The sequence below is a fragment of the Vibrio chemaguriensis genome (assembly GCF_012275705.1).
GTDB lineage: Bacteria > Pseudomonadota > Gammaproteobacteria > Enterobacterales > Vibrionaceae > Vibrio > Vibrio diabolicus.
The window spans coordinates 45259-68917 of sequence record NZ_SHOE01000022.1 but is presented as its reverse complement, the minus strand read 5'-3'; the positions used below and the strand labels follow the sequence as shown (position 1 = coordinate 68917).

Below are 23659 nucleotides of genomic sequence, written 5' to 3'. Positions count from 1 at the left end.
TTTGTTTAGGTATGAACAGCACGAGATCAGAAAGTGAGTGTCCACTTCGCGCTGTCCCAACGTTCTTGTTCTTCCTGCAAATCAGCATGAAGCAATTTGTTGTTTTCTAGCCATGCTTTATCTGTGCACGTAAGAATCCATTCATCATTTTTGATGGATAAAGTGATGTCAGGCAATGGATCTTCGTTACGCTGTCCATTTAATACGATAGAAAGTCGTAATATTTTGATGAGGCTTATCACGTCACTTTGTTTGTAGAGGTTGAAATCTGGCAGTTCTTGCAGTTTAAGTGCTTTGCGTTGGAAGCGGGCTAATGTTGCGAGCACTAATTGCTGTTCACGGTTGAAGCCTTGAAGAGTGGAATGCAACAGAATATAGAAAGAGTGGCGATGGAAGCTACGTAAGTTGATACTTAATCCGACTTCATGAAGCAATGCTGCCCATTCTAGTAAGTCAAATAACTCACTCTTTTTCTTAATGCCTAGTTCAGAGCGCACCTGACATAACATCTCACGTGCATGGCCTTTAACACGAGCAGCATGTTCTAAGTCAACCCGGTGTTTGTTGGCTAAATTTTCAGTTGTGCGCATACGTATATCGGAGCGCGCAAAACGCTCTTCCATTTCGTACAACAGACCTTCGCGCAGAGCACCATCGGAGAAAAACATCTGCTCAATGCGAAGCGCTTTGAAAATCGCGGACAAAATCGCCACGCCTGCCGCGAATACGGGCTTACGTTCTTCTGTTAAACCTGTCAGTTCAATCTCTTCAATTGAATCAAAATTACACAGAGTTTCAATAAGCGTGTCCAGTCTCTTCGCGGTGATCAGGCCATCTTCAAAACCCAACCCTACAAGTACTTCTTGAATCGCTTTGATAGTTCCTGACGAGCCGAGCGCGATATCCCAGCCTTTTTTACGATATGCTGAAGCGATGGACTCGAGTTTTTGCTCGGCGGCTAACATCGCTTTATTGAAGTTTTTTCCAGACAGTTTGCCGTTTTTAAAATATTGCTCTGTAAAGCTGACGCATCCCATCTGTTTACTGTTGAGAAGCTCAGGTTCAAACTCTTGTCCAATGATCATTTCGGTACTGCCGCCGCCAATATCAACGACCAACTTGGAGTTTGACTCTACTTGAGTGTGAGCGACACCTAAGTAAATCAAGCGGGCTTCTTCTTCCCCTGGGATGATTTCTATTGGGAAGGGCATCACTTCTTTCGCACGCTCAATGAATAGATGAGCATTTTTAGCGCGTCTTAGTGTGTGTGTCGCGGCGATACGCACATTCGACTCATCAAGCCCTTGCAGCCTCTCTGCGAACATGGCTAAGCACTCTAACGCGCGTTCCATCGCGGAATGACTTAAGTTCAATTCACTGTCGAGTCCTGATGCTAAGCGAACACGCTGTTTATGACGGCTAACCAGTTGTAAGTCAGTGCCTACAACCTTGGCCACCACCATGTGGAAACTGTTTGAGCCGAGGTCTATCGCGGCAATGTAGCGAGTATCTTGTTCAAGTATTTGAGGCATCTGAATTTTGTTTTCTAGTTTGCTTTTCTATATTTTTAAGATAGTCATAGATAGCGATTTGAGAACGAACTTTTTTGCGATTACCTCGTGGTACGTAAGCGTTGCTCATTTCCTTATCTATAAAACGAGCCTTTACTGTATCGGTAAAATGGATATTCGTTATATCAATAATTCTCTGTTTCAAACGTGGATCACGGACTGGCGCCGCCACCTCAATGCGGTGATCGATATTTCTTGTCATCCAGTCAGCAGAAGAGATATAGACTTGCGGATCGCCATCGTTATGGGTAATCACCACGCGTGGGTGTTCCAAAAAGCGGTCAACAATACTGATGATGCGAATATTGTCGCTGATCCCCTCAATGCCCGGTACTAATGAGCACATGCCGCGAATGATCATATTTATTTTCACTCCCGCCGTACTTGCTCCATATAGCTTATTGACGATGCCCTTATCGACTAGGTTATTGACCTTGATCGTAAGAGCGGCTTTCTTTCCTAGCTTGGCATTCGCAATTTCATTATCAATTAAGCGGTAGATTTGGGTTCGAGAATTACGTGGAGATACCATGAGGTGGTTGAACTTCACTGGGCGGTATGGATTCTCAATATAACCGAAGACATTACGAACTTCGTTAGTGATTTCTTGATCTGCCGTAAGCAGGGAGAAGTCGGTATAAATTCGTGCCGTCTTCTCATGGAAGTTGCCTGTGCCGATGTGTGCGTAGCGAATAATTTCTTCACCTTCGCGGCGGCTAATCATCAGTAGCTTTGAGTGAATCTTAAGACCAGGCGCACCAAAGATGACGTGCACACCAGCTTCGGTCAACACTTTTGACCATTCGATATTGGCTTCTTCATCAAAGCGAGCCTGCAGCTCCACGACCACGGTGACGTTTTTGCCGTTGTGCACCGCATCAATTAATGAGTTCATCAAGCGAGAATCTTTCGCGACACGGTAAATGTTAATCTTGATACTAAGTACTTTCGGATCGAAGGAGGCTTGGCGCACCAACTCACTAATGTGGTCAAAAGTGTGGTAGGGGTAATAGAGTAGAATATCTTTCGCTTTAATCGCATCAAAGCTGTTAGCGTAACTTTCGAAATCGGCGCATTTCATTGGCGGAAGCGGTTTATTTTCAAGGTACTCTCGCCCAACATTTGGAAACGCAATGAAGTCTTTAAAATTGTGATAGCGGCCGCCGGGAATAAGGTTATCGTAATTAGAGATATTGAGCTTGTTACAAAGAAACTCTAGCATTTGGGGTGGCATATCACGTTCGTAGACGAAGCGAACGGGCTTTGCTGTCAGTCGCTGATTGACACCCTCTGACATTTGTTCAAGCAAGCTGTACTCGATTTCATTGCGTAAATCGTATTCGGCGTCACGCGTCATTTTCATCGCATAGCCGCTAAGCTCATCATAATCAAAAAAGCCTTTGAACAGCTCGTCCAAACAATGGCGGATAATATTATCAAGTAAGATGATGGTTTTTCGACGCTTTCCTTTCTGTTCTGGTACCATCACAAAGCGGGGAAGGTGATCGGTCGGAATTTCGATCAGAGCGTATTGGTAATGTTCTTCTTTACGTAGCTCTACGGCGATGTAAGCGTACTCGTCTTTGAGAAATTGCAGAACATCGATCTCATCTTTCATTAGCAGAGGAGTGATATGCGGCATGACCTCTCTACGGAAGTATTTCGCGATCCACTTTTGTTGCGATTCATCCAGTTGTTGCTCGTTGACCAAGAAAATGCGACGTCGCGCCATTTCTCGAATCAATTCGCTGTAAAGCTCATCAAATTGTTCGTTAAGCTTGAGTGCTTTCGACTGCATTTTGGTTAACAGTCGTTTAGGGCTATCACTGCCACCGCGCTCTTGGCTGATTAGGATTCTGCGCTTCACGTCCGCAAAGCGTACTTTGTAAAATTCATCTAAATTGTTGGAAAAGATCCCAAGAAAGCGAATACGTTCGATCAAAGGGACGGTTTTATCGGCAGCTTCTTGTAATACTCGTTCGTTGAAAGACAACCAACTAAGTTCTTTTTCTATATATAGTTTTTCTGCGCTCATAACCTTACCTAGCCAAAATTGAAGTAATACGTACTCATCTTGGAAAAATGGATGAGTGAGAACATTATGAGATTTTCATTACAGATTTATTTCATACCACGCATTGCATAAGAGTTGTATTCTTTTCAGGTGTTTAATGTGATCTGTAATATAATTGTCATCTTAACGACATATTCTAGTACTAAGTCAAAAAAGGTAGAGATTTAAATGGCACAAGCCGAGTTTTCATTGCAGGAAAAAGATAAGAAACGACTGATAAAAGATCGTTTAGTTCGACTTGCAGTGACATCCGGTGGTGTCGGCGTTCTCGCAGCGCTTATTTTGATCTTTGTCTACCTCGCCATGGTGATCATTCCGCTTTTTTCTGATGCGGAGATCAAAACCAACCAAGCCATTCGAGCCACCCATATTGAAACACCACTGGCGATTTCGGTGGATGATTACGCTCAGCTCGCGTTCGTTCTAACCCAAAGTGGTGAGATTCAATATTTGTCGATGGACGATCCTACGAAGCCTGCAGTGTATAAACAGCAAATCGTCCAGGAACCCGTCGCTTTCTCTCAATCTGCTCCTGGACTAGGTTGGTATGGGTTTGTTGATGGGCAGGGTAAAGCGCACCTTTTCAAGCCTGAATTTAATGCCACGTTGAGAGAAAATACACGTCCTCCGGAAGTGATTGAGCTAGACACCAGCATGGATCTGACGCTGAGTACGCCTCAAGATCCTGTGACTCAGTTTGTGTTTGCAGCTTCAACGCCCTTACCAACAATTGTTTGGCAGACACAAAGCGGTGAAGTGAAGGCTCGTTGGCAAGTGGCTTCGTCTTTGGGTACGCCTCCGACAACGATCGATTTTACGTTCTCTTCGGGCTTTGATGCACCTCAGCAAATGTTATTGACACCTGATGGTGAAACGCTTTATTTACGCGATGGCTCTGAGTTGATCGTGTTAAAGAAAACCGCACGTAAATTTGCTGTGCGAGAGGTGGTCGACCTCACTCAAGGTGATAAGAAGCACTCCGTTCGTACAATGGACCTACTGGCTGGTGCTTACTCGCTTTTGGTGACACACAACGATGGTCGGGTGTCGCAATGGTTTGATACGCTGCAAGAAGAGAGACGCACGTTAACGCATATTCGTGATTTTAAATTGGCATCAGAGCTTAAGTATTTGTTGCCGTATTCTCATCGAAAAGGATTTTATAGCTTTTACACCAACGGCACGTTGCAAAGCCATTATACAACCAGTGAAAAACTGGTGTTGTTTAAGCGTGCGTACAATCAAGCGCCCGTAATCGCAGCAATGTCCAACAATGAACGCTACTTAATCACTTGGCAAAGTAATGAGTTAAATGTTGCGGAAGTGGACAATGCCTATCCGGAAATTTCCTTGTCCTCATTATGGCAAGAAGTGTGGTACGAAGGGTATCCTGAGCCTGAATTTGTGTGGCAATCGACTTCGGCGAGCGATAACTTTGAGGCTAAGTTCAGCCTAGTACCTATTGCGTTCGGGACGATAAAAGCGGCAATGTTTGCGATGCTGTTCTCAGTACCGCTCGCAGTGCTAGGTGCTATTTATACGGCGTACTTTATGTCGCCACGCATGCGTCGTGTCGTAAAACCGTCGATTGAGCTAATGGAAGCACTGCCGACGGTGATCATTGGTTTCCTAGCGGGGCTGTGGTTCGCGCCTATTGTCGAAGATCACCTGATTACGATCGTCGTCATGCTGTTTGTTTTGCCCTTGAGCACCATGATTATGGGCGGGCTATGGGCATTAATACCGCAACCTTTGCGTAATCGTCTGCCTAATGGTTGGCATGCTTTAGTGCTCATGCCTGTCATATTGGTACTGATTGGGCTTGGCGTGTGGATTTCTCCTACGATTGAGCAGACGTTCTTTGGTGGCGATATGCGCTTATTCTTAACCGAGCATGGTATTGGTTACGATCAACGCAATGCATTGGTGGTGGGGTTAGCGATGGGGTTTGCTGTTATCCCGACGATTTTTACCATCGCCGAAGATGCCATTTTCTCTGTACCGAAACATTTATCGGATGGTTCTTTGGCATTAGGGGCCACGCCTTGGCAAACTTTAATCTATGTTGTCTTGCTTACCGCAAGCCCAGGTATTTTTTCTGCCATTATGATGGGCCTGGGACGCGCTGTTGGTGAAACCATGATTGTGTTAATGGCAACGGGCAATACGCCGTTAATGGATTGGAATATTTTGGAAGGATTGCGCAGCCTGTCGGCGACCATCGCCGTTGAGTTGCCAGAGTCGGAAGTTGGAAGTTCGCATTATCGCCTGCTGTTCCTAGCTGCATTGATTTTGTTTGTGTTTACGTTTGCAGTAAACGCGCTTGCGGAGTGGGTTCGTCAGAGACTGAGAGACAAGTACCGTGCGTTGTAATAATGGTTTGAATAAAGAGCGAGTAATGACGTGTTAAATTGGATTCGTTCTGGCGCACCGTGGATATGGCTAACAGGCGGTGCAGTCAGCATCAGTTTGTTGTCGGTATTAGGGTTGTTACTCCTTATCGGCTGGAAAGGCCTGACTTACTTTTGGCCAGCGCCCTTGTATCAGTGGAATGTTGCAGCGCTGACTCCTGTGCAAGGCGAAGTGCTACATGAAAATACTATTCTGATTGGTCAAGTGTATGAACGCAGTTTTGTACCGAAGAGTTATCTGCCTGAAAGCGCAGCGCAGCAATTAGAAGACGATGAAGACTTTGCTACGCGACTCAGTATCAAAATCGCCAACCGAGAGTTGTATCCTGCTGATTTTATCTCCGTATTGCAAATGCAGTTGGATGACCCCACGACGCCAAAAGAGTGGGCGGTGATAGAGCGCAGTAGCGGTGGTTATTTCTTTGGTAAGCTGGTGGCGTTTCAAGATGGCGATAATATATACACCAACGATATTCAATCAATCTTGAACAAAAAACTTGATGATGCAGAAACTCTGCGCCATGAGATTGATTCTTTGGTGGTCGATCAGCTTAAAGAGCTTGGTTGGAAACTAGAGCAGTTGCGATTAGAAAAGCGCAAGCATGAATTGAATGACACGCTGACAGAAAGCTTCTTAAAGGAAAATCAGACGAAAAAAGAGCAGATAGAAAAAGCGCTTGCGACGTTAGATTTGCAGCTTGATGGCTTACGATTACAGCTTTCTGGCTATGCCCTGATTGTCGAGGATATGACGGGCTCACAAGTATCGATTCCGCTCGAAGACATTTTGGACTACTGGTACCCAAACCAAATGTCACTGCCTGATAAAGTCATGCACTGGGGGAAGCAGGTTTGGAAGTTTTTATCTGAAGATCCAAGAGAGTCGAACTCTGAAGGAGGCGTGTTCCCTGCGATATTTGGTACGGTTTTCTTAGTACTCATCATGTCGATCATTGTGATGCCACTTGGGGTGATCGCCGCTATCTATCTGCATGAATACGCTAAGAATAACGCTCTAACCAGGGTTATTCGTATTGCAGTTATAAACCTAGCGGGTGTTCCATCGATTGTTTATGGCGTGTTTGGTTTAGGCTTCTTCGTTTATACGATAGGTGCCTCTATCGACAACGTATTCTATGCGGAGAAGCTACCGGCACCAACCTTTGGTACGCCGGGTTTGTTATGGTCTGCACTAACTCTTGCCGTGCTGACGCTTCCAGTTGTGATTGTGACGACAGAAGAAGGTTTAACTCGTATTCCGAGCTCAGTACGACATGGTTCTCTGGCGCTTGGTGCAACTCAGTTCGAAACACTATGGCGTGTGGTTTTGCCTATGGCGACGCCAGCTATTATCACAGGGCTCATCCTTGCGATTGCGCGTGCAGCTGGCGAAGTAGCGCCACTGATGCTGGTGGGGGTCGTGAAATTGGCATCCAGTTTACCGGTTGACGGGCAATTCCCTTATGTGCATTTGGATAGAAAGTTCATGCATTTAGGTTTTCACATTTACGATGTTGGCTTTCAAACCTCCAACATCGAAGCTGCGCGACCATTAGTTTATGCCACCTCTTTCTTACTCGTGACAGTGATTGTCGGGCTAAACTTAACAGCAATCAGTATTCGCAATAATTTACGAGAAAAATACAGAACGTTAGGACAAGATTAAGTATGTTTAATTTTGATAGTACATTAGGTTATGAGCCACCATTGGACGTTCATAATTTAACGGATGAACAAACAGCAATCTCAATCGAGAACCTTAATCTGTTCTATGGTCAAACTCAGGCGCTGCATGATATTTCGATGCGAATTCCCAAAGGGCGAGTCACCGCTTTTATCGGTCCTTCAGGGTGTGGAAAGTCGACGTTATTACGTTGCATCAATCGCATGAACGACTTAGTGGAAGGGTGTCGAGTCACAGGTAAAGTGCGTCTACATGGCAAGAATGTTTATCATCCCAATGTCGATGTTGCGACACTTCGACGCCGAGTTGGGATGGTGTTTCAAAGACCCAATCCATTTCCTAAGTCTATTTATGAAAATGTAGTTTATGGCTTACGCTTACAAGGTGTAAAAAACAGCCGCAGTTTAGATGACGCAGTGGAGCGATCCTTGCGCTCGGCGGCGTTGTGGGATGAGGTAAAAGACCGCTTGCATGAGAACGCATTTGGTTTATCTGGTGGTCAGCAACAGCGCTTGGTCATTGCGCGCGCGGTGGCGATTGAGCCGGAAGTCCTGTTATTGGATGAGCCGACATCAGCGTTGGATCCAATCTCAACTTTAACTATTGAAGAGCTTATCAATGAGCTTAAGACTCAATATACTGTCGTTATCGTTACCCATAACATGCAGCAAGCGGCGCGAGTGAGTGATCACACCGCATTCATTCATATGGGTAAGTTAATTGAATACTCTGACGCGGACTCGATCTTCACCTCGCCAATGAAGAAACAGACCGAAGATTACATTACGGGTCGGTACGGTTAAGTCGCGACTCTATACGGAATAAGGAACATCATGCACTTTGGACGTCATATTTCAGGACAATTTAACGTAGAGCTAGAATCGATTCGTACTCATGTATTAACCATGGGTGGCTTGGTAGAACAGCAGCTTTCGTATGCTATTCAAGCCTTGCATAAAGAAGACATCGAACTGGCGCGTAAGGTTGTGCGTGACGATCATAAAGTGAATGCGATGGAAGTCTCGATCGATGACGCCTGCACACGCATTATTGCTAAGCGTCAGCCAACGGCAAAAGACTTGCGCTTAATCATGGCTATCATCAAAACGATCACTGATTTAGAACGTATCGGTGACGTGGCGACACGCATTGCTTACGTTGCCATTGAAAGCCCATCATCAAAAGAACGACAATTCCAAGTGTCGTTAGAGCCTCTCTGCCGTCAGGCAATTAATATGCTGCATCAGGTTTTGGATGCGTTTGCCCGCATGGATGTAGAAGCGGCAGCAGAGGTGCACAAGCAAGATGACAAACTAGACGCAGAGTATGAAGCGGTGATTCGTCAGTTGATGACTTACATGATGGAAGATCCAAAAAATATCCCCAACATTCTGCAAGTGATGTGGTCGGCACGCGCGATTGAACGCGTGGGGGACCGTTGCCAGAACATCTGTGAATACATTATTTACTTCGTGAAAGGGAAAGATGTACGCCACCTAGGTGATCAAAGTATTGATGACGTACTGAAGTAACTGATTTCAACAAATAGACCAGCTTTTAGTCTGGTCTATTTATTAGGGAGAGGGAAAGCACGTCAATATTTATCAGGAACGAAGGTCTGGTCATCAATGGGCGCTCTGACGTAACCTTCTTTATTGAGTTCAGGTAATTCGATGGGTGAGTACTCAAGTGCTTTGTAATCAATCTGGCTAAGTAAATGGCTGATACAGTTCAAGCGCGCTTTCTTTTTATCATCAGAAGGGACGACCCACCAAGGGCAGTTTTTCGTGTCTGTATAGGCAAACATCTTATCTTTTGCCTCCGAATACTCCGCCCAGCGGTGACGTGACTCCAAATCCATTGGGCTGAATTTCCAACGTTTGATCGGCGTATTAATTCGACCTAGAAAACGTTTTTCCTGCTCTTCGTCTGAAACCGAAAACCAATACTTAATCAGAATAATCCCAGAGCGTTGCAACATTCTCTCGAACTCAGGGCAAGAGCGTAAAAACTCCTCGTATTCGTCTGGAGTGCAGAACCCCATGACTTTTTCGACACCCGCTCGGTTATACCAACTTCGGTCAAATAAAACGATTTCACCAGCAGATGGTAAATGAGCGACGTAACGTTGGAAGTACCATTGTGTTTTTTCTTTTTCTGTCGGTGCAGGCAGAGCGACCACGCGACAAACACGCGGGTTTAGCTTTTCTGTGATGCGTTTAATCACCCCGCCTTTGCCCGCAGCATCACGGCCTTCAAACAGAACCACCACTTTTAACCCTTTGTGTTTGACCCACTCTTGAAGTTTTACGAGCTCAACTTGAAGGTTTTTGAGCTCCTTTTCGTATTCCTTTTTCTTCAATTTAGACATACACCTTTCCTCACTCCTTGATAAACAATATGTTAGCACTCAAAAGCTATGCGTGTGAGGTTGCGGTCGTCTATTTGAGAGCTGCTACGACATCGGTAATGGCTTGTGTACTTGTGATGGGGATTAAAAAATCATCGACATCAGTTGCGCCCATTTTGCTTTGTTCAGCAACAAAGTTCATTTTACTAGGTCGAGTCGTTTTGCCTGACAGATGGATTTCAGGAACTTGAGTGTCTTCTACTAATGCACGTACGTTACTTGCATTAACGCCAGCACCCGCCATGATTGCAATGCGTCCTTGGGCTTGTTCAACAAGAGATTTAAGTACTTTCTGGCCTGCTGGCGCAGAAGGTGCGAGCCCTGAAGTGAGAATGCGTTCGCAGCCCAAACTGATGACCTCTTCCAATGCTGATTGAGCGTTTCTACATTGATCAAAAGCACGATGGAACGTTACGCCCAGCCCTAATTCCTGTGCGAATTCGCACAGTGCTGTTGCAAAGGGCATGTGGATATCCCCCTCTTGGGTGAGTACACCGAGAACCACACCATCCAAGCCCGATTGGTGAGCCGCTTCAATATCCCAACGCATCATTTCGATCTCTTCTTCACTGTAGAAGAAGTCACCTTGGCGTGGGCGAATCATGGCATAAACCGGAATAGTCGAAAGCTTAGCGGCTTGCTGCATAAAGCCATAACTGGGTGTTAGCCCGCCTAAAGCCAAAGAGGAGCAAAGCTCAATCCGAGTGGCGCCGCCAGCAATGGCGTAGTGCAGAGATTCAATATTATCGATACAGACTTCTAGGTGAGTAACCACGTTCATTTATCCTGCTAACGTTACAAGTAAGTGTTGTGGTTAAGATATTAACAGGGCCAGTAAGCAGAATCTGTATGGAGGGCATGAGAAATAGAGGTAAAGTTTACGCTGCAGCGTTACCTCATTTTGGCGGTTTATCTGAAGGTAAAAGAAAGCCCAGAGCATTTGCTCTGGGCTTTGATAGGACTTTACTTAGACTGATTGGCGTTTGCGGTTTTCCGCATTAGCTTTTTGCTTTATATACATCCAACCATCACACCCGTTGAGCTAGGGTGAAGGTCTATTATTTTTTGCCTAGGTCAGCTGCGTGCTCAGATAGGAACGCTGCAACACCTTTTGGAGATGCGTCCATACCTGCTTTACCTTCTTCCCATTGTGCAGGACATACTTCGCCGTGCTTCTGGTGGAAGTTAAGAGCGTCAACCATGCGTAGCATTTCGTCGATGTTACGGCCTAGTGGTAGGTCGTTAACTACTTGGTGACGTACAACGCCTTCTTCGTCGATTAGGAAAGAACCACGGAAAGCAACGCCTGCTTCTGGGTGCTCAACGTCGTAAGCTTTACAGATTTCGTGCTTAACGTCAGCAACTAGTGGGTACTTAACTTGACCGATACCGCCATCTTCGATAGCAGTGTTACGCCATGCGTTGTGAGAGAACTGAGAATCGATAGAAACACCGATTACTTCAACACCTTTAGCTTGGAAATCAGCTAGACGGTTGTCGAATGCGATTAGCTCAGATGGGCAAACGAAAGTGAAATCTAGTGGGTAGAAGAATACTACTGCTTTCTTACCTTTAGTGAACTCTGCAAAGTTGAAGTTTTCAACGATTTCACCGTTACCTAGAACAGCTGCTGCAGTAAAATCAGGGGCTTGACGACCTACTAGTACCATTTTTTTGCTCCTAAAAAGTATGGTTAGTTCCAAACCGAATTCAGTTGTGTCGGTTTGGTCCGTGTTTGTACGAGACAAACTATAGTACAGATTGTAGTATTGAAAAAAGCGAAATAAATAGATTGAGTTAATCGAAAAAAACGATAATAGCAAAACTCTTAACTCGATCACTGGAACGGCGGTAGATACAAATACAATTATGAATAAATGGCCCAGTTTGAAGCAGTTGCACTACTTAGTCACGCTGCATGAAACAAGACATTTTAGTGACGCTGCAGAGCGTTGTTTTGTCAGTCAGTCGACTTTAAGTAAAGGTATTCAAAACTTAGAGGAATTGATTGGTTGTCCATTATATGAAAAGAAAGACAAGAAAAGTCCACTGGTTTTTACCCAAACAGGAGAAATGGTAGTAAAGCAGGGGCGAGAGCTGTTAGCAAAAGGGCAAGATTTGGTCGAGCTTGGACGTATGTGCCAAGGCGACGATATGCAAGGCCAGCTAAAAGTGGGATGCATACCAACAATTGCTCCGTTTTTACTGTGTGATTTGGTGCAAGAGGTTAACTACCGTTTCCCACAACTGAATCTTTTATTAAGAGAAGACACGACAACAAACTTACTTCAAGCGCTTAGACACGGTGAGTTGGATGTGCTCATTTTAGCGTTGCCAGTGGAAATTGACGGTATGGAAAGTCGAGTGGTGGGTAAGGATCCGTTTCGAATGGTTATTAGTGCGAATCAAGCCCAATCGGTGCCTGTGCCGATTCGTTACGCAGATTTACCTGACGAATCCGTCTTTTTATTAGAGAAAGAGCATTGCTTAACGGAACACGCGGTATCTGCGTGTAAATTAACAGATAAAGAAAAAATTAATCCGTTTACAGCAACCAGCCTTCATACTTTGGTGCAAATGGTTGCGAATGGTTTGGGAACGACGTTCATTCCTCAAATGGCTATCGACCACGGCCTGCTGCATAACCAGAATTTAGTCGTGATCGATCCCCCAGGAAAGCAAGCCTATCGCGAAATTGGCTTAGTTTGGCGTCCGAGTTCATCAAGAACGAAAACATTTAATCAGCTTGCAGAAGTCGTTTCCGAACTGCTTTAGCTATTAGTATTAGCCTCTACATCTCCATTATTTATCTAAAAGCGCACTGAAAACAGTGCGCTTTCTAGTATTTTATTCTGTTGGTGAACTTTGACTTGTAAAATTTTACAGCTCTTCTTTGATGAAGCTTTCATAAAATAGTGAAATTTCACAATGTTAATTTTACACAAAACCTTGTATGTCTTGTTTGACCCTTGTTTGAATCCACCTTGCCAGCCCTTGTGAATACAAGGAGTTTGTTTACCAGTCTATATTCATACACTCGTTTGAAATGATAAATCGACCTTAAAATTAATGTAATTTAATTACGTAATAAATTACAAAAATAGGTGTTCGATAGGCGGTTTTTACCCTGCCGAATAAAACTTCGAATTTTCTGTTTTGTTTATCTTGGGGGTTTCGTTAAACCCTTTGTTGAGATAGCTTATTTAAAGGCCGATAAGACTTATGTCTAGATTGAAAATACACATAACATTACGCAATCTATCGACATGGCTAGACGAGTTGAACACAAAGTTAAAGGATGTAATTTGTTGTTCATAACTTACAAATGTAGCTTTACGCTGACTGCCCAAGATGGATAAAGCACGTTAAGGATGAATGATTATGCTTGCTCAGACAGAACAAAAAACACAACAACTAAAGCAAACCCAAGGCATGCTTGAGGTGAATGGAGTCGTTGCTCCAGAACATCAAGCAATTTTCCCTGTTGAAGCCCAAACCTTTTTATCTCTACTGTGTGAAAAATTTGCTGGACGTGTTGAGCAGTTGATGGAAGCACGAGAAGAGAAGCAAGCGCGTATCGATGCAGGTGAGCTGCCAGACTTTTTACCAGAGACACAAGACATCCGTGAAGGAAGCTGGAAGATCCAGGGAATCCCACAAGATCTGCAAGATCGCCGTGTGGAGATTACCGGACCAACTGATCGCAAGATGGTGATTAACGCACTGAATTCGAATGTAAAAGTGTTCATGGCAGACTTCGAAGATTCAATGTCTCCAGCATGGAGTAAAGTGCTGGATGGGCAAGTGAATTTACGCGATGCCGTGAATGGCACCATCAGTTACACCAACCCTGGCAATGGCAAGCATTATCAGCTGGAAGATGACCCAGCGGTGTTGATCTGCCGTGTTCGCGGCCTTCATTTAAAAGAAAAACACGTTACGTGGCACGGTCAGATCATTCCAGGTGCGCTATTCGATTTCGCTCTGTACTTCTATAACAACTACAAAGCGTTACTTCAAAAAGGCAGCGGCCCTTATTTCTACATTCCAAAACTGCAATCGCATCACGAAGCGAAGTGGTGGAGCGAAGTGTTCCATTTCACGGAAGACTATTTCGGTCTTGATACAGGCACCATCAAAGCGACTGTGCTGATTGAAACTTTACCAGCCGTATTCGAAATGGATGAGATTCTGTTCTCGCTTAAAGAACACATCGTTGGTTTGAACTGTGGTCGCTGGGATTACATCTTTAGCTACATCAAAACCTTGAAGAAGCACCCTGAACGCGTACTGCCAGATCGCCAAGTGGTCACTATGGACAAGCCATTCTTGAACGCTTACTCGCGATTATTGGTGCGCACTTGTCATAAACGAGGTGCTTTCGCGATGGGAGGAATGGCCGCCTTTATCCCAGCGAAAGACCCGCAAGAGAATCAAAAAGTATTAGACAAGATCCAGACTGACAAATCGCTAGAAGCAAACAACGGTCACGACGGTACTTGGGTAGCTCATCCAGGTTTGGCTGACACCGCGATGGAAGTTTTTAGTGCTGTACTGGGCGAGCGCACCAATCAATTGGATGTGAGTCGTTCAGAGGATGCACCTATTACAGCGGCTGAACTACTCGAGCCTTGTGAAGGCGAGCGTACAGAAGCCGGAATGCGCCACAATATTCGTGTTGCGCTGCAATACATCGAAGCTTGGATTTCTGGTAATGGTTGTGTACCGATTTATGGCTTGATGGAAGATGCGGCGACAGCTGAAATCTCTCGTGCTTCTATCTGGCAATGGATTCAACACGGCAAGTCGCTAGATAACGGATTGAAGGTCACTAAGGATCTGTTCGAGCTCTATCTAAAAGAAGAGATTGAAGTAGTGAAACAAGAAATTGGCGAGCAGCGCTACCAAGCGGGTCGATTTGAAGAAGCGGCAGACTTGATGGCAAGGCTCACTACGAGCGATGAGCTGACCAACTTTTTAACAGTTCCTGGTTATGACTACCTGGATTAATAAAGAATAACTGTAACACCAATAACGTGAAGGATTTTCAAGGCAGATAGGGAAGTACTGCCTGAGAACGGAAACTCAACGCACACGCATAAAGTGCAAATTATAAAGAGGGATAGACCAATGACTAACTTAACTCGCCGCCAACAAATTGAAGCTCTGGAAAAAGACTGGGCAACTAACCCGCGCTGGAAAAATGTAAAGCGTACATACACTGCTGAGGAAGTGGTGGAACTGCGTGGCTCTATGGTACCAGCTAACACAATTGCACAACGTGGTGCAGACAAACTTTGGTCACTGGTCAACGGTAGCGCGAAAAAAGGTTACGTAAACTGTCTGGGCGCGCTGACAGGCGGCCAAGCTGTTCAACAAGCTAAAGCTGGTATTGAAGCGATTTACCTATCTGGTTGGCAGGTAGCGGCAGACAACAACACCGCTTCAACGATGTACCCTGACCAGTCTCTATACCCAGTCGATTCTGTACCGTCAGTAGTAAAACGCATCAATAACTCGTTCCGTCGTGCAGACCAAATCCAATGGTCAGCAGGTAAATCGCCTGAAGATGAAGGCGGTATTGACTACTTCCTACCAATCGTAGCGGATGCTGAAGCGGGCTTTGGTGGTGTGCTTAACGCTTACGAGCTCATGAAATCGATGATCGAGGCAGGCGCAGCGGGCGTTCACTTTGAAGACCAGCTAGCATCGGTGAAGAAATGTGGCCACATGGGCGGCAAGGTATTAGTTCCAACGCAAGAAGCGGTACAAAAACTGGTTGCTGCTCGTTTAGCTGCTGATGTAGCGGGTACAACAACCTTGGTTATTGCTCGTACTGATGCGAATGCGGCAGATCTCATTACGTCAGATTGCGACCCATACGATAAAGACTTTATTGAAGGAGAGCGTACTCAAGAAGGTTTCTACCGCGTTCGCGCTGGTATCGACCAAGCCATCTCTCGCGGCCTAGCTTACGCACCGTATGCAGATTTGATCTGGTGTGAAACAGCGACGCCATGTTTGGAAGAAGCACGTAAGTTTGCAGAAGCGATTCACGCTGAATACCCAGATCAACTGTTGGCGTACAACTGTTCGCCATCGTTCAACTGGGAGAAGAATCTAGATGCAGAAACCATTGCTAAGTTCCAACAAGAGTTGGCAGACATGGGCTACAAGTACCAATTCATCACGCTAGCAGGTATTCACAACATGTGGTTCAACATGTTCGAACTGGCACACGCTTACGCTCAAGGTGAAGGTATGCGTCATTATGTTGAGAAAGTTCAGCGTCCTGAATTCCAGGCGGCAGAAAAAGGCTATACATTTGTTGCACACCAACAAGAAGTAGGTACAGGTTACTTCGATAGAATGACCAATACCATCCAAGGTGGTAACTCTTCAGTGACCGCATTGACAGGTTCGACCGAAGAAGACCAATTCTAATTGGCAGAGAAACACTTCCTTAATCAGCGTCAGTAATGGCATTTTGAGCGGCAACCCTGCCGCTCTTTTTTCGTTTAAAACGTTTAAGAAACGAAATTTACACCCAAGATAACGCGTTTGCGTATTATTCTTCTGGCTCGATTTCTTCGGGTTCCACTTCTTCTTGCAGTTCCAATAAGTTAATCGCAATGGTCACAAAGTCACTGTCAGTAATGATGCCTACCAATCGACCCTTGGTGACAACAGGTAAACAGCCAACTTTGTGCTTTTGCATGTAGATAGCGCTCTCTTTAAGCCCCGCGATGGGTTCGGCAGTCATGATGTTAGTGTGCATCATTTCGTAGAGCGGTGTATCTAGAGTAAAAGATTGTTCAGCCTCATCTGGGTGCAAGCTCGATTCTTGAGCAGCAAGAATGTCGCGTTGAGTCACCAAGCCTTGTAAGTGGTTATTGGCATCAACAACCGGAATATGGCGAATATCAAGCGCATCCATCATGCTTTTTGCATCACGCAAGGTGTGCGTGCGCAGTAAGGTATGAGGATTACGAGTCATCATGTCTTCAACCTTGATCATAGAGACCTCCAGCGGCATTGTCCTTCTCTTAAATATAGAGAATATTTTTCTGTATATCTGGGAGCTAACTCGTTTTTCATCAATTAAATAGCACAATACACTTGCGCTTCTTTTTGTCTGCGTAATCTGTGTCTTATCGACGTTTTTATTAATTTGAATAAGTCGGTTTGTGTGCGAGTCAGTTGGCATTTTTGATTGATATTGAATGGATCGCCAAGGTAATCCAATGAATTGAATCGCACATTTTTATTCGCTGGATTTTCCAAGATTCGTCTCTCGAAGAAGATACGTTCAGGCTTACCAAATTGAAGACAGCAACCTAAATGAAAAGAACAACGTGTAACAAACTCATTGCGCTGGCAGTGGCGGCATTCAGTGTGCAATCTGCACAGGCGATTGTGTTAGGAGATGAACTAACCGACTCTGTTGATCGTGTTACTTTACGAGCAAGTAATATGGCAGAGTTCCCACTGTGTGGCGGCACCATGCTGACGGAGCAGTGGGTGTTGACTGCGGCACACTGCGTGGTAATGGGGCAGGGAACGAACGAAGCAAGCTACTATGTGACCCCGCCGGGCGAGTTGTCGGTGAATGCGAATGTGCACGAACTTAATTCAGCAGGGCTTGATAACTTCTATCCGGTGTCTCACGTTGTGGTTCATCCTGATTACACGCGGATTTCAAAAGCTGAGACCGACAGTAATGGCAACGTGAAACCTATCCAAACCGGTTTAGACTCAGACATCGCGTTGCTGTATCTCACGCGCCCAGTGGCAAACGCGAGCTTTGCTGATTTAGCAAACAAAGCCGACATGGAGAGTATCGAAGCGCGTTTGGCTGCGGATTGGAACGATAATTACCTGACCAATCAACGTGTCGAAAATGTGCAAGTGTTTGGGTGGGGGACCACTCAGCCGGATGCTTCTGAACCTTCCAATACGCTCAAAACCACCATTAGTACATTTTTACCCATCGACAAATGTTATGAGCGTTTAGAAATTGGCAGCAGTTTTCCAGGGATCATCGACTCAAGAGAAAACCAAACCAAAATCTGTACGCTACCAACGAAAAACCGAGTATTAGAGCCGGATAGCCACACCCAATATGGTAACTCTGCATGTAAAGGTGACAGTGGTGGTCCGCTGGTCGATGTGGCGACGGGAAAACAGATTGGTATTGTTAGCGGTGGACCTCTCATTCTTCCGACTTGTGGCTCTTTGACGATTCCAAGTTTCTACACCAAGGTGAGCCAATATTACGACTGGGTACAGTCTTACATTACTGCCGATGTGCCACCAAGTAGCTACATCATTGCACCGAACTTTATTAAAGAGGCTAATAACGAAGTCGGCGGAGATAAAGAGTGTCACGACGGTATCGCAACCAATAACTGTGATTTCAAAGGGTCAGATGATGGTGGCAGTCTCGGTCTGTGGCTATTGGGTCTATTCGTGCCCTTGGCGTGGTGGCGAAGGCGTGAGGTTTGATAGGGCGATTTGAATACCAAACGAGTAAGCAGCGTTATGCGCTGCTTTGCTTTTTAATGTTCCATTTCTGTCGGCTTAAACTGAAAAACAATGCCAAGTGATCGCGGTTTTTCACGTTTTATTACACTCTTCATCATGGCTTTTACAGTGATATTCTGGGGATTTGCTTGCTATTGCAGCATGTAAACATATACTAGTCTGCTGCGAAAAACTCGTCGCAATTTTATCGTCGTCCTAGACGTGATTTGACCAATATATAAGACAAGTAACATGCAAGTATCAGATTTCCATTTCGACCTTCCAGATGAACTTATCGCTCGTTACCCTCAGCCAGAGCGTACCGCTAGCCGACTATTACAAATGGACGGCAATACCGGAGAGCTAATTGATGGCACATTTACTGATGTATTGGGCCAAGTTCAACCCGGTGATCTAGTGGTGTTTAATAATACTCGTGTTATACCTGCTCGTCTTTTTGGTCGTAAAGAGTCGGGTGGTAAGCTAGAGGTGCTGGTGGAGCGCATGCTTGACGAGAAAAGCATCCTCGCGCACGTTCGCTGCTCTAAATCTCCAAAACCAGGTACAACCATCATTGTTGGCGAGAATGATGAATACTCAGCAGAAATGGTGGCGCGTCATGACGCTCTATTTGAACTGAAATTTAACGCTGATAAGACGGTATTAGAAATTTTGGAAGAAATCGGCCACATGCCACTTCCTCCTTACATTGACCGCCCAGATGAAGATGCAGATAAAGAGCGTTACCAAACCGTATATAACCAGAAGCCAGGCGCAGTAGCGGCGCCGACAGCGGGTCTTCATTTTGATGATGTTCTACTAGAGAAAATCAAAGCGAAAGGCGCAGAGTTTGCTTACGTCACTTTGCACGTTGGGGCAGGTACATTCCAGCCAGTAAAAGTAGAAAACATCAACGATCACCATATGCACGCTGAGTACGTAGAAGTACCGCAAGAAGTCGTCGAAGCAATTAAAGCGACGAAAGCGCGCGGTGGACGAATTATTGCTGTTGGTACTACATCGGTACGCTCACTTGAAAGCGCAGCGCAAGACGCATTGAAAAAAGGGACTGAGTTGGTCCCATTCTTTGGTGATACAGAAATCTTTATTTTTCCTGGCTACGAATATCAGCTTGTGGATTGCTTGATTACCAATTTCCACCTGCCAGAATCCACACTGATCATGTTGGTGAGTGCATTTGCAGGTTATGAGAACACCATGAATGCTTACAAGCATGCGGTAGAAAACAAATATCGCTTTTTCTCATATGGTGATTCAATGTTCATCAAGAAGAAAACGATTTAGTAAAAAATAAGATTTACGAGTGCTAGCAGTAAGCTAGGAAATAGAGCAGAACCTCTGCTTTATCTCTCGCAAGGAAAAGCGACCGCTCCTTAAAGTAGGGTAGAGCCCTAAACACTCAGTCAGACTGTTTCTCTGACACCCGGAGGCATCGTGAAATTAAAATTCGATCTTAAGAAGAAAAACGGCAATGCGCGTCGTGGTCAACTGACTTTCGAACGTGGCACTGTTCAAACCCCAGCGTTTATGCCAGTTGGTACTTACGGTACGGTTAAAGGCATGACGCCAGAAGAAGTGAAAGGTACGGGCGCAGAAATCCTACTAGGTAACACGTTCCACCTTTGGCTGCGTCCAGGTCAAGAAGTCATGAAAATGCACGGCGACTTGCATGATTTTATGAACTGGCACGGTCCTATTCTTACTGATTCAGGCGGTTTCCAAGTATTCAGCCTTGGCAAGATGCGTACTATTACCGAAGAGGGTGTGCACTTCCGTAACCCAGTTAATGGTGACAAGATTTTCATGGACGCAGAAAAGTCGATGGAAATTCAAAAAGACCTAGGTTCTGACATCGTCATGATTTTTGACGAGTGTACGCCATACCCAGCGACACACGATGAAGCGAAGAAATCGATGGAAATGTCGCTACGTTGGGCACAGCGCTCACGTGATCACTTCGAGAAGCTAGAAAACCCGAACAACCTGTTTGGTATTGTTCAAGGTGGTGTTTACGAAGATCTACGTGATGTGTCGGTAAAAGGTCTAACGGAAATCGGTTTTGACGGTTACGCGGTTGGTGGCTTGGCAGTAGGCGAGCCTAAAGAAGATATGTACCGTATTCTTGAGCACACTTGTCCGCAGCTTCCAGAAGACAAGCCTCGCTACCTAATGGGCGTGGGTAAACCAGAAGACTTGGTTGAAGGTGTTCGCCGTGGTATCGACATGTTTGACTGTGTAATGCCAACGCGTAACGCGCGTAATGGTCACCTGTTTGTGACTGGTGGTGTGATCAAGATCCGTAATGCGAAACATAAAACGGATACAACCCCGTTGGATCCGCACTGTGACTGTTACACTTGTCAAAACTACAGTAAATCGTACCTTCATCACTTAGAGCGTTGTAATGAAATTCTGGGTGCTCGTCTGAATACGATCCACAACCTACGCTACTACCAGCGTCTGATGGAAAGTATTCGTAAAGCGATTGATGAAGATCGTTTTGATGAGTTTGTTACCGAGTTCTATGAGCGTCGTGGCCGTGAAGTGCCACCACTAGCAAAAGAACAGTCATTGACGGACTAAAAAGAATTAAAGCCTTTGGCATGTCGCCAGAGGCTTTTGCTAATAAAGTAGGCTAACGCACGTTATTTTTGAGAGAGTGATCGCTATTAGTTACTCTCAGACTTGAATCTAAAATGCGAAAGCCCAACTTGTTGGATTATCAATAAAATATAATGAGGATGTTTTAATGTTTATTTCTCAGGCTCACGCAGCAGCAGAAGGCGCGCCAGCAGGCGGTGGTTTTGAAATGCTAATCATGCTTGGCATGTTCGCAGTGATCTTTTACTTCATGATTTACCGCCCACAAGCGAAACGTGTAAAAGAGCACAAGAACCTAATGGCTTCTATGGGCAAAGGCGACGAAGTTCTAACTAGCGGTGGCCTAGTGGGTAAAATCACTAAGATTGCTGAAGACAATGACTACATTTCAATCGAGCTTAACGCGAGCAATGAAGTGGTAATCAAGAAAGACTTCATCACTGCAGTGTTGCCAAAAGGTACGCTTAAGTCTCTATAAAACAGCTAAAGGATCCTCGCTGTGCTAAACCGTTATCCATTATGGAAGTACTTGATGGTATTTTTTGCCATCATCACCGCTGCGTTATACGCACTTCCAAATATCTACGGTGAAGATCCGGCTATTCAAGTTACAGGGGCGCGTGGCGCCTCTGTAGATATGTCAACGCTGGATGCTGTCACTACTGCTCTTGATAAAGAGCAACTCTCTCATAAATCCATTGCTCTCGAGAATGGATCAATTCTTGTTCGTTTTAACGACACTGACACGCAAATCAGTGCTCGTGATGTCATCAGCGAAGCGCTTGGCAAAGACACAATTGTTGCACTTAATCTTGCTCCTTCTACACCCGATTGGCTAGAAGCGATTGGCGCGTCACCATTAAAGCTGGGTCTTGACCTTCGTGGTGGTGTCCACTTCTTAATGGAAGTAGACATGGACGCTGCGATGGAAAAGCTCGTTGGTCAGCAAGAAGAAGCTTTCCGTAGCGAACTTCGTGAGGCAAAAATTCGTTATCGTGCTATCCGCCCTTCTGGCAAAGAAGCGGTAGAGGTTCTGCTACGTAACGAAGAGCAATTAGCAGAAGCGAAAGCAATGCTAGAAAAGAATCACCCGGACATGCTCTTTGTCGAATCTGATTCAAATGGCCGTTACGCTCTTACTGCGACCTTTACCGAGCAACGTTTACAAGAGATCCGTAACTACGCTGTTGAGCAAAACATTACGATTTTACGTAACCGTGTAAACGAGCTAGGTGTTGCAGAGCCTCTCGTTCAACGTCAAGGTGCAAGTCGAATTGTTGTTGAGCTTCCTGGTGTTCAAGATACTGCTCGTGCAAAAGAGATTCTAGGTGCGACTGCAACGCTAGAATTCCGTGAAGTTGACGATAAAGCTGACCTATCAGCGGCGGCAAATGGTCGTGCGCCAGCAGGCAGTGAAATCAAAATGGACCGAGACGGTCGTCCGGTTGTGCTTAAGAAGCGTGTTATTCTTGGTGGTCAAAGCATTACGGATGCAAGCTCAAGTGTCGATGAATACGGTCGTCCACAAGTTAACATCTCGCTAGACAGCGAAGGTGGTAACAAGATGTCAGCGTTCTCTAAGAAGAACATCGGTAAGCTAATGGCTACCGTGTTTGCTGAGTACAAAGACAGTGGTCGTCGTACGCCAGAAGGCAAAGTCATCCTAGATAAGCATGAAGAAGTCATCAACCAAGCGACGATTCAATCGGCTCTTGGACGTAACTTCCGTATCACGGGTATAGACTCCGCAGCTGAAGCGCACAACCTTGCACTTCTATTACGTGCTGGTGCACTGATCGCACCTATCTCTATCGTTGAAGAGCGTACTATTGGTCCATCAATGGGCCAGCAAAACATCGATATGGGTATCCAAGCGTGTATCTGGGGTATGGTTGCCGTAATGCTGTTTACGCTGCTTTACTACCGTGGCTTTGGCTTGATTGCCAACATCGCTCTAATGGCTAACTTAGTGTTGATCATTGGTGTTATGTCGATGATTCCAGGCGCTACCATGACGCTTCCGGGGATTGCCGGTATCGTGTTAACGGTCGGTATGGCGGTTGATGCGAACGTACTGATCTTCGAGCGTATCCGTGAAGAGCTTCGTGATGGGCGTAGTCCACAACAAGCTATTCACCAAGGTTACGCGAATGCATTCAGTACGATTGCCGATGCGAACATCACGACACTGATTACTGCAATTATCCTATTTGCAGTCGGTACTGGTGCAGTGAAAGGTTTCGCGGTTACTCTATCTATCGGTATCTTAACTTCAATGTTCACCGCCATTATTGGTACACGTTGTATCGTGAACCTGATTTACGGTGGCAAACGCGTTGATAAATTGTCGATCTAAGGCTGGGA

18 protein-coding genes are annotated in these 23659 nt (G+C 45.3%); 12 read left to right on the top strand and 6 right to left on the bottom strand.

Features of this window, described 5'->3' with window-relative positions; genetic code table 11:
• Positions 1 to 26 precede the first annotated feature (26 nt).
• Positions 27 to 1532 (bottom strand): exopolyphosphatase, encoded by a 1506-nt coding sequence (gene ppx / locus EX191_RS18220; protein WP_193448214.1) that lies wholly within the window; start codon positions 1530 to 1532, stop codon positions 27 to 29.
• On the bottom strand, positions 1516 to 3606 hold the full coding sequence (ppk1, locus tag EX191_RS18215; protein ID WP_193448213.1) for a polyphosphate kinase 1: 2091 nt from the start codon (positions 3604 to 3606) through the stop codon (positions 1516 to 1518). Before ppk1 ends, ppx begins: the two co-directional genes overlap by 17 nt.
• A 207-nt stretch (positions 3607 to 3813) precedes the next feature.
• Between ppk1 and EX191_RS18210 the strand changes: the two genes are divergently transcribed.
• The 4 genes from EX191_RS18210 to phoU are packed head-to-tail and all read left to right on the top strand — an operon-like array spanning position 3814 to position 9272.
• A complete protein-coding gene (locus tag EX191_RS18210) occupies positions 3814 to 6018 on the top strand; it encodes an ABC transporter permease subunit (protein ID WP_193448212.1) in 2205 nt (734 codons plus the stop codon).
• A 30-nt stretch (positions 6019 to 6048) separates the two neighbouring features.
• Positions 6049 to 7722, top strand: coding sequence for a phosphate ABC transporter permease PstA (gene pstA / locus EX191_RS18205; protein WP_193448211.1), 1674 nt, complete (start codon positions 6049 to 6051; stop codon positions 7720 to 7722).
• A gap of 2 nt (positions 7723 to 7724) precedes the next feature.
• Positions 7725 to 8543: a phosphate ABC transporter ATP-binding protein PstB gene (gene pstB, locus EX191_RS18200; protein ID WP_005381745.1), complete on the top strand. Its 819-nt coding sequence runs from the start codon at positions 7725 to 7727 to the stop codon at positions 8541 to 8543.
• 30 nt (positions 8544 to 8573) lie between these two features.
• Positions 8574 to 9272, top strand: coding sequence for a phosphate signaling complex protein PhoU (gene phoU / locus EX191_RS18195; RefSeq protein ID WP_005381744.1), 699 nt, complete (start codon positions 8574 to 8576; stop codon positions 9270 to 9272).
• A gap of 62 nt (positions 9273 to 9334) precedes the next feature.
• Here the strand turns inward: phoU and ppk2 are convergent, their stop codons facing one another.
• The 3 genes from ppk2 to EX191_RS18180 form a co-directional block, all read right to left on the bottom strand.
• Positions 9335 to 10111, bottom strand: a complete 777-nt coding sequence (gene ppk2 / locus EX191_RS18190) for a polyphosphate kinase 2 (protein WP_005381743.1) — start codon at positions 10109 to 10111, stop codon at positions 9335 to 9337.
• 70 nt (positions 10112 to 10181) lie between these two features.
• On the bottom strand, positions 10182 to 10925 hold the full coding sequence (locus tag EX191_RS18185) for a copper homeostasis protein CutC (RefSeq protein ID WP_373275599.1): 744 nt from the start codon (positions 10923 to 10925) through the stop codon (positions 10182 to 10184).
• Positions 10926 to 11208: 283 nt separating this feature from the next.
• Positions 11209 to 11820, bottom strand: coding sequence for a peroxiredoxin C (locus EX191_RS18180; RefSeq protein WP_005381738.1), 612 nt, complete (start codon positions 11818 to 11820; stop codon positions 11209 to 11211).
• A gap of 199 nt (positions 11821 to 12019) precedes the next feature.
• Between EX191_RS18180 and EX191_RS18175 the strand changes: the two genes are divergently transcribed.
• From EX191_RS18175 to aceA, 3 genes are all read left to right on the top strand, one after another.
• Entirely contained in the window at positions 12020 to 12925 is a 906-nt protein-coding gene (locus tag EX191_RS18175) for a hydrogen peroxide-inducible genes activator (RefSeq protein ID WP_005383681.1), read from the top strand.
• A 606-nt stretch (positions 12926 to 13531) separates the two neighbouring features.
• Complete coding sequence (gene aceB, locus EX191_RS18170; protein ID WP_193448209.1) at positions 13532 to 15160, top strand: malate synthase A; 1629 nt, start codon at positions 13532 to 13534, stop codon at positions 15158 to 15160.
• A 120-nt stretch (positions 15161 to 15280) separates the two neighbouring features.
• Positions 15281 to 16594 (top strand): isocitrate lyase, encoded by a 1314-nt coding sequence (aceA, locus tag EX191_RS18165; RefSeq protein ID WP_005391585.1) that lies wholly within the window; start codon positions 15281 to 15283, stop codon positions 16592 to 16594.
• Between the two features lie 124 nt (positions 16595 to 16718).
• Here aceA and EX191_RS18160 read toward each other — a convergent pair whose 3' ends face one another.
• Positions 16719 to 17168 (bottom strand): CBS domain-containing protein, encoded by a 450-nt coding sequence (locus EX191_RS18160; protein ID WP_005391583.1) that lies wholly within the window; start codon positions 17166 to 17168, stop codon positions 16719 to 16721.
• A 323-nt stretch (positions 17169 to 17491) separates the two neighbouring features.
• Here EX191_RS18160 and EX191_RS18155 point away from each other — a divergent pair, with 323 nt between their 5' ends.
• From EX191_RS18155 to secD, 5 genes are all read left to right on the top strand, one after another.
• A complete protein-coding gene (locus EX191_RS18155; protein ID WP_193448208.1) occupies positions 17492 to 18655 on the top strand; it encodes a S1 family peptidase in 1164 nt (387 codons plus the stop codon).
• Positions 18656 to 18925: 270 nt separating this feature from the next.
• Positions 18926 to 19978 (top strand): tRNA preQ1(34) S-adenosylmethionine ribosyltransferase-isomerase QueA, encoded by a 1053-nt coding sequence (queA, locus tag EX191_RS18150; RefSeq protein WP_046874341.1) that lies wholly within the window; start codon positions 18926 to 18928, stop codon positions 19976 to 19978.
• Positions 19979 to 20128: 150 nt separating this feature from the next.
• On the top strand, positions 20129 to 21277 hold the full coding sequence (tgt, locus tag EX191_RS18145) for a tRNA guanosine(34) transglycosylase Tgt (protein ID WP_193448207.1): 1149 nt from the start codon (positions 20129 to 20131) through the stop codon (positions 21275 to 21277).
• A 166-nt stretch (positions 21278 to 21443) separates the two neighbouring features.
• Positions 21444 to 21773, top strand: coding sequence for a preprotein translocase subunit YajC (gene yajC / locus EX191_RS18140; RefSeq protein WP_193448206.1), 330 nt, complete (start codon positions 21444 to 21446; stop codon positions 21771 to 21773).
• Positions 21774 to 21794: 21 nt separating this feature from the next.
• Complete coding sequence (gene secD / locus EX191_RS18135) at positions 21795 to 23651, top strand: protein translocase subunit SecD (RefSeq protein WP_006741889.1); 1857 nt, start codon at positions 21795 to 21797, stop codon at positions 23649 to 23651.
• Positions 23652 to 23659: the final 8 nt, after the last annotated feature.

What these genes read in the sequence shown, in the direction of transcription:
- ppx (WP_193448214.1), bottom strand. Translation starts at nt 1,532, where the DNA reads ATGCCTCAAATACTTGAACAAGATACTCGCTACATTGCCGCGATAGAC.
- ppk1 (WP_193448213.1), bottom strand. Translation starts at nt 3,606, where the DNA reads ATGAGCGCAGAAAAACTATATATAGAAAAAGAACTTAGTTGGTTGTCT.
- EX191_RS18210 (WP_193448212.1), top strand. Translation starts at nt 3,814, where the DNA reads ATGGCACAAGCCGAGTTTTCATTGCAGGAAAAAGATAAGAAACGACTG.
- pstB (WP_005381745.1), top strand. Translation starts at nt 7,725, where the DNA reads ATGTTTAATTTTGATAGTACATTAGGTTATGAGCCACCATTGGACGTT.
- phoU (WP_005381744.1), top strand. Translation starts at nt 8,574, where the DNA reads ATGCACTTTGGACGTCATATTTCAGGACAATTTAACGTAGAGCTAGAA.
- ppk2 (WP_005381743.1), bottom strand. Translation starts at nt 10,111, where the DNA reads ATGTCTAAATTGAAGAAAAAGGAATACGAAAAGGAGCTCAAAAACCTT.
- EX191_RS18180 (WP_005381738.1), bottom strand. Translation starts at nt 11,820, where the DNA reads ATGGTACTAGTAGGTCGTCAAGCCCCTGATTTTACTGCAGCAGCTGTT.
- EX191_RS18175 (WP_005383681.1), top strand. Translation starts at nt 12,020, where the DNA reads ATGAATAAATGGCCCAGTTTGAAGCAGTTGCACTACTTAGTCACGCTG.
- aceB (WP_193448209.1), top strand. Translation starts at nt 13,532, where the DNA reads ATGCTTGCTCAGACAGAACAAAAAACACAACAACTAAAGCAAACCCAA.
- aceA (WP_005391585.1), top strand. Translation starts at nt 15,281, where the DNA reads ATGACTAACTTAACTCGCCGCCAACAAATTGAAGCTCTGGAAAAAGAC.
- EX191_RS18160 (WP_005391583.1), bottom strand. Translation starts at nt 17,168, where the DNA reads ATGATCAAGGTTGAAGACATGATGACTCGTAATCCTCATACCTTACTG.
- EX191_RS18155 (WP_193448208.1), top strand. Translation starts at nt 17,492, where the DNA reads ATGAAAAGAACAACGTGTAACAAACTCATTGCGCTGGCAGTGGCGGCA.
- queA (WP_046874341.1), top strand. Translation starts at nt 18,926, where the DNA reads ATGCAAGTATCAGATTTCCATTTCGACCTTCCAGATGAACTTATCGCT.
- yajC (WP_193448206.1), top strand. Translation starts at nt 21,444, where the DNA reads ATGTTTATTTCTCAGGCTCACGCAGCAGCAGAAGGCGCGCCAGCAGGC.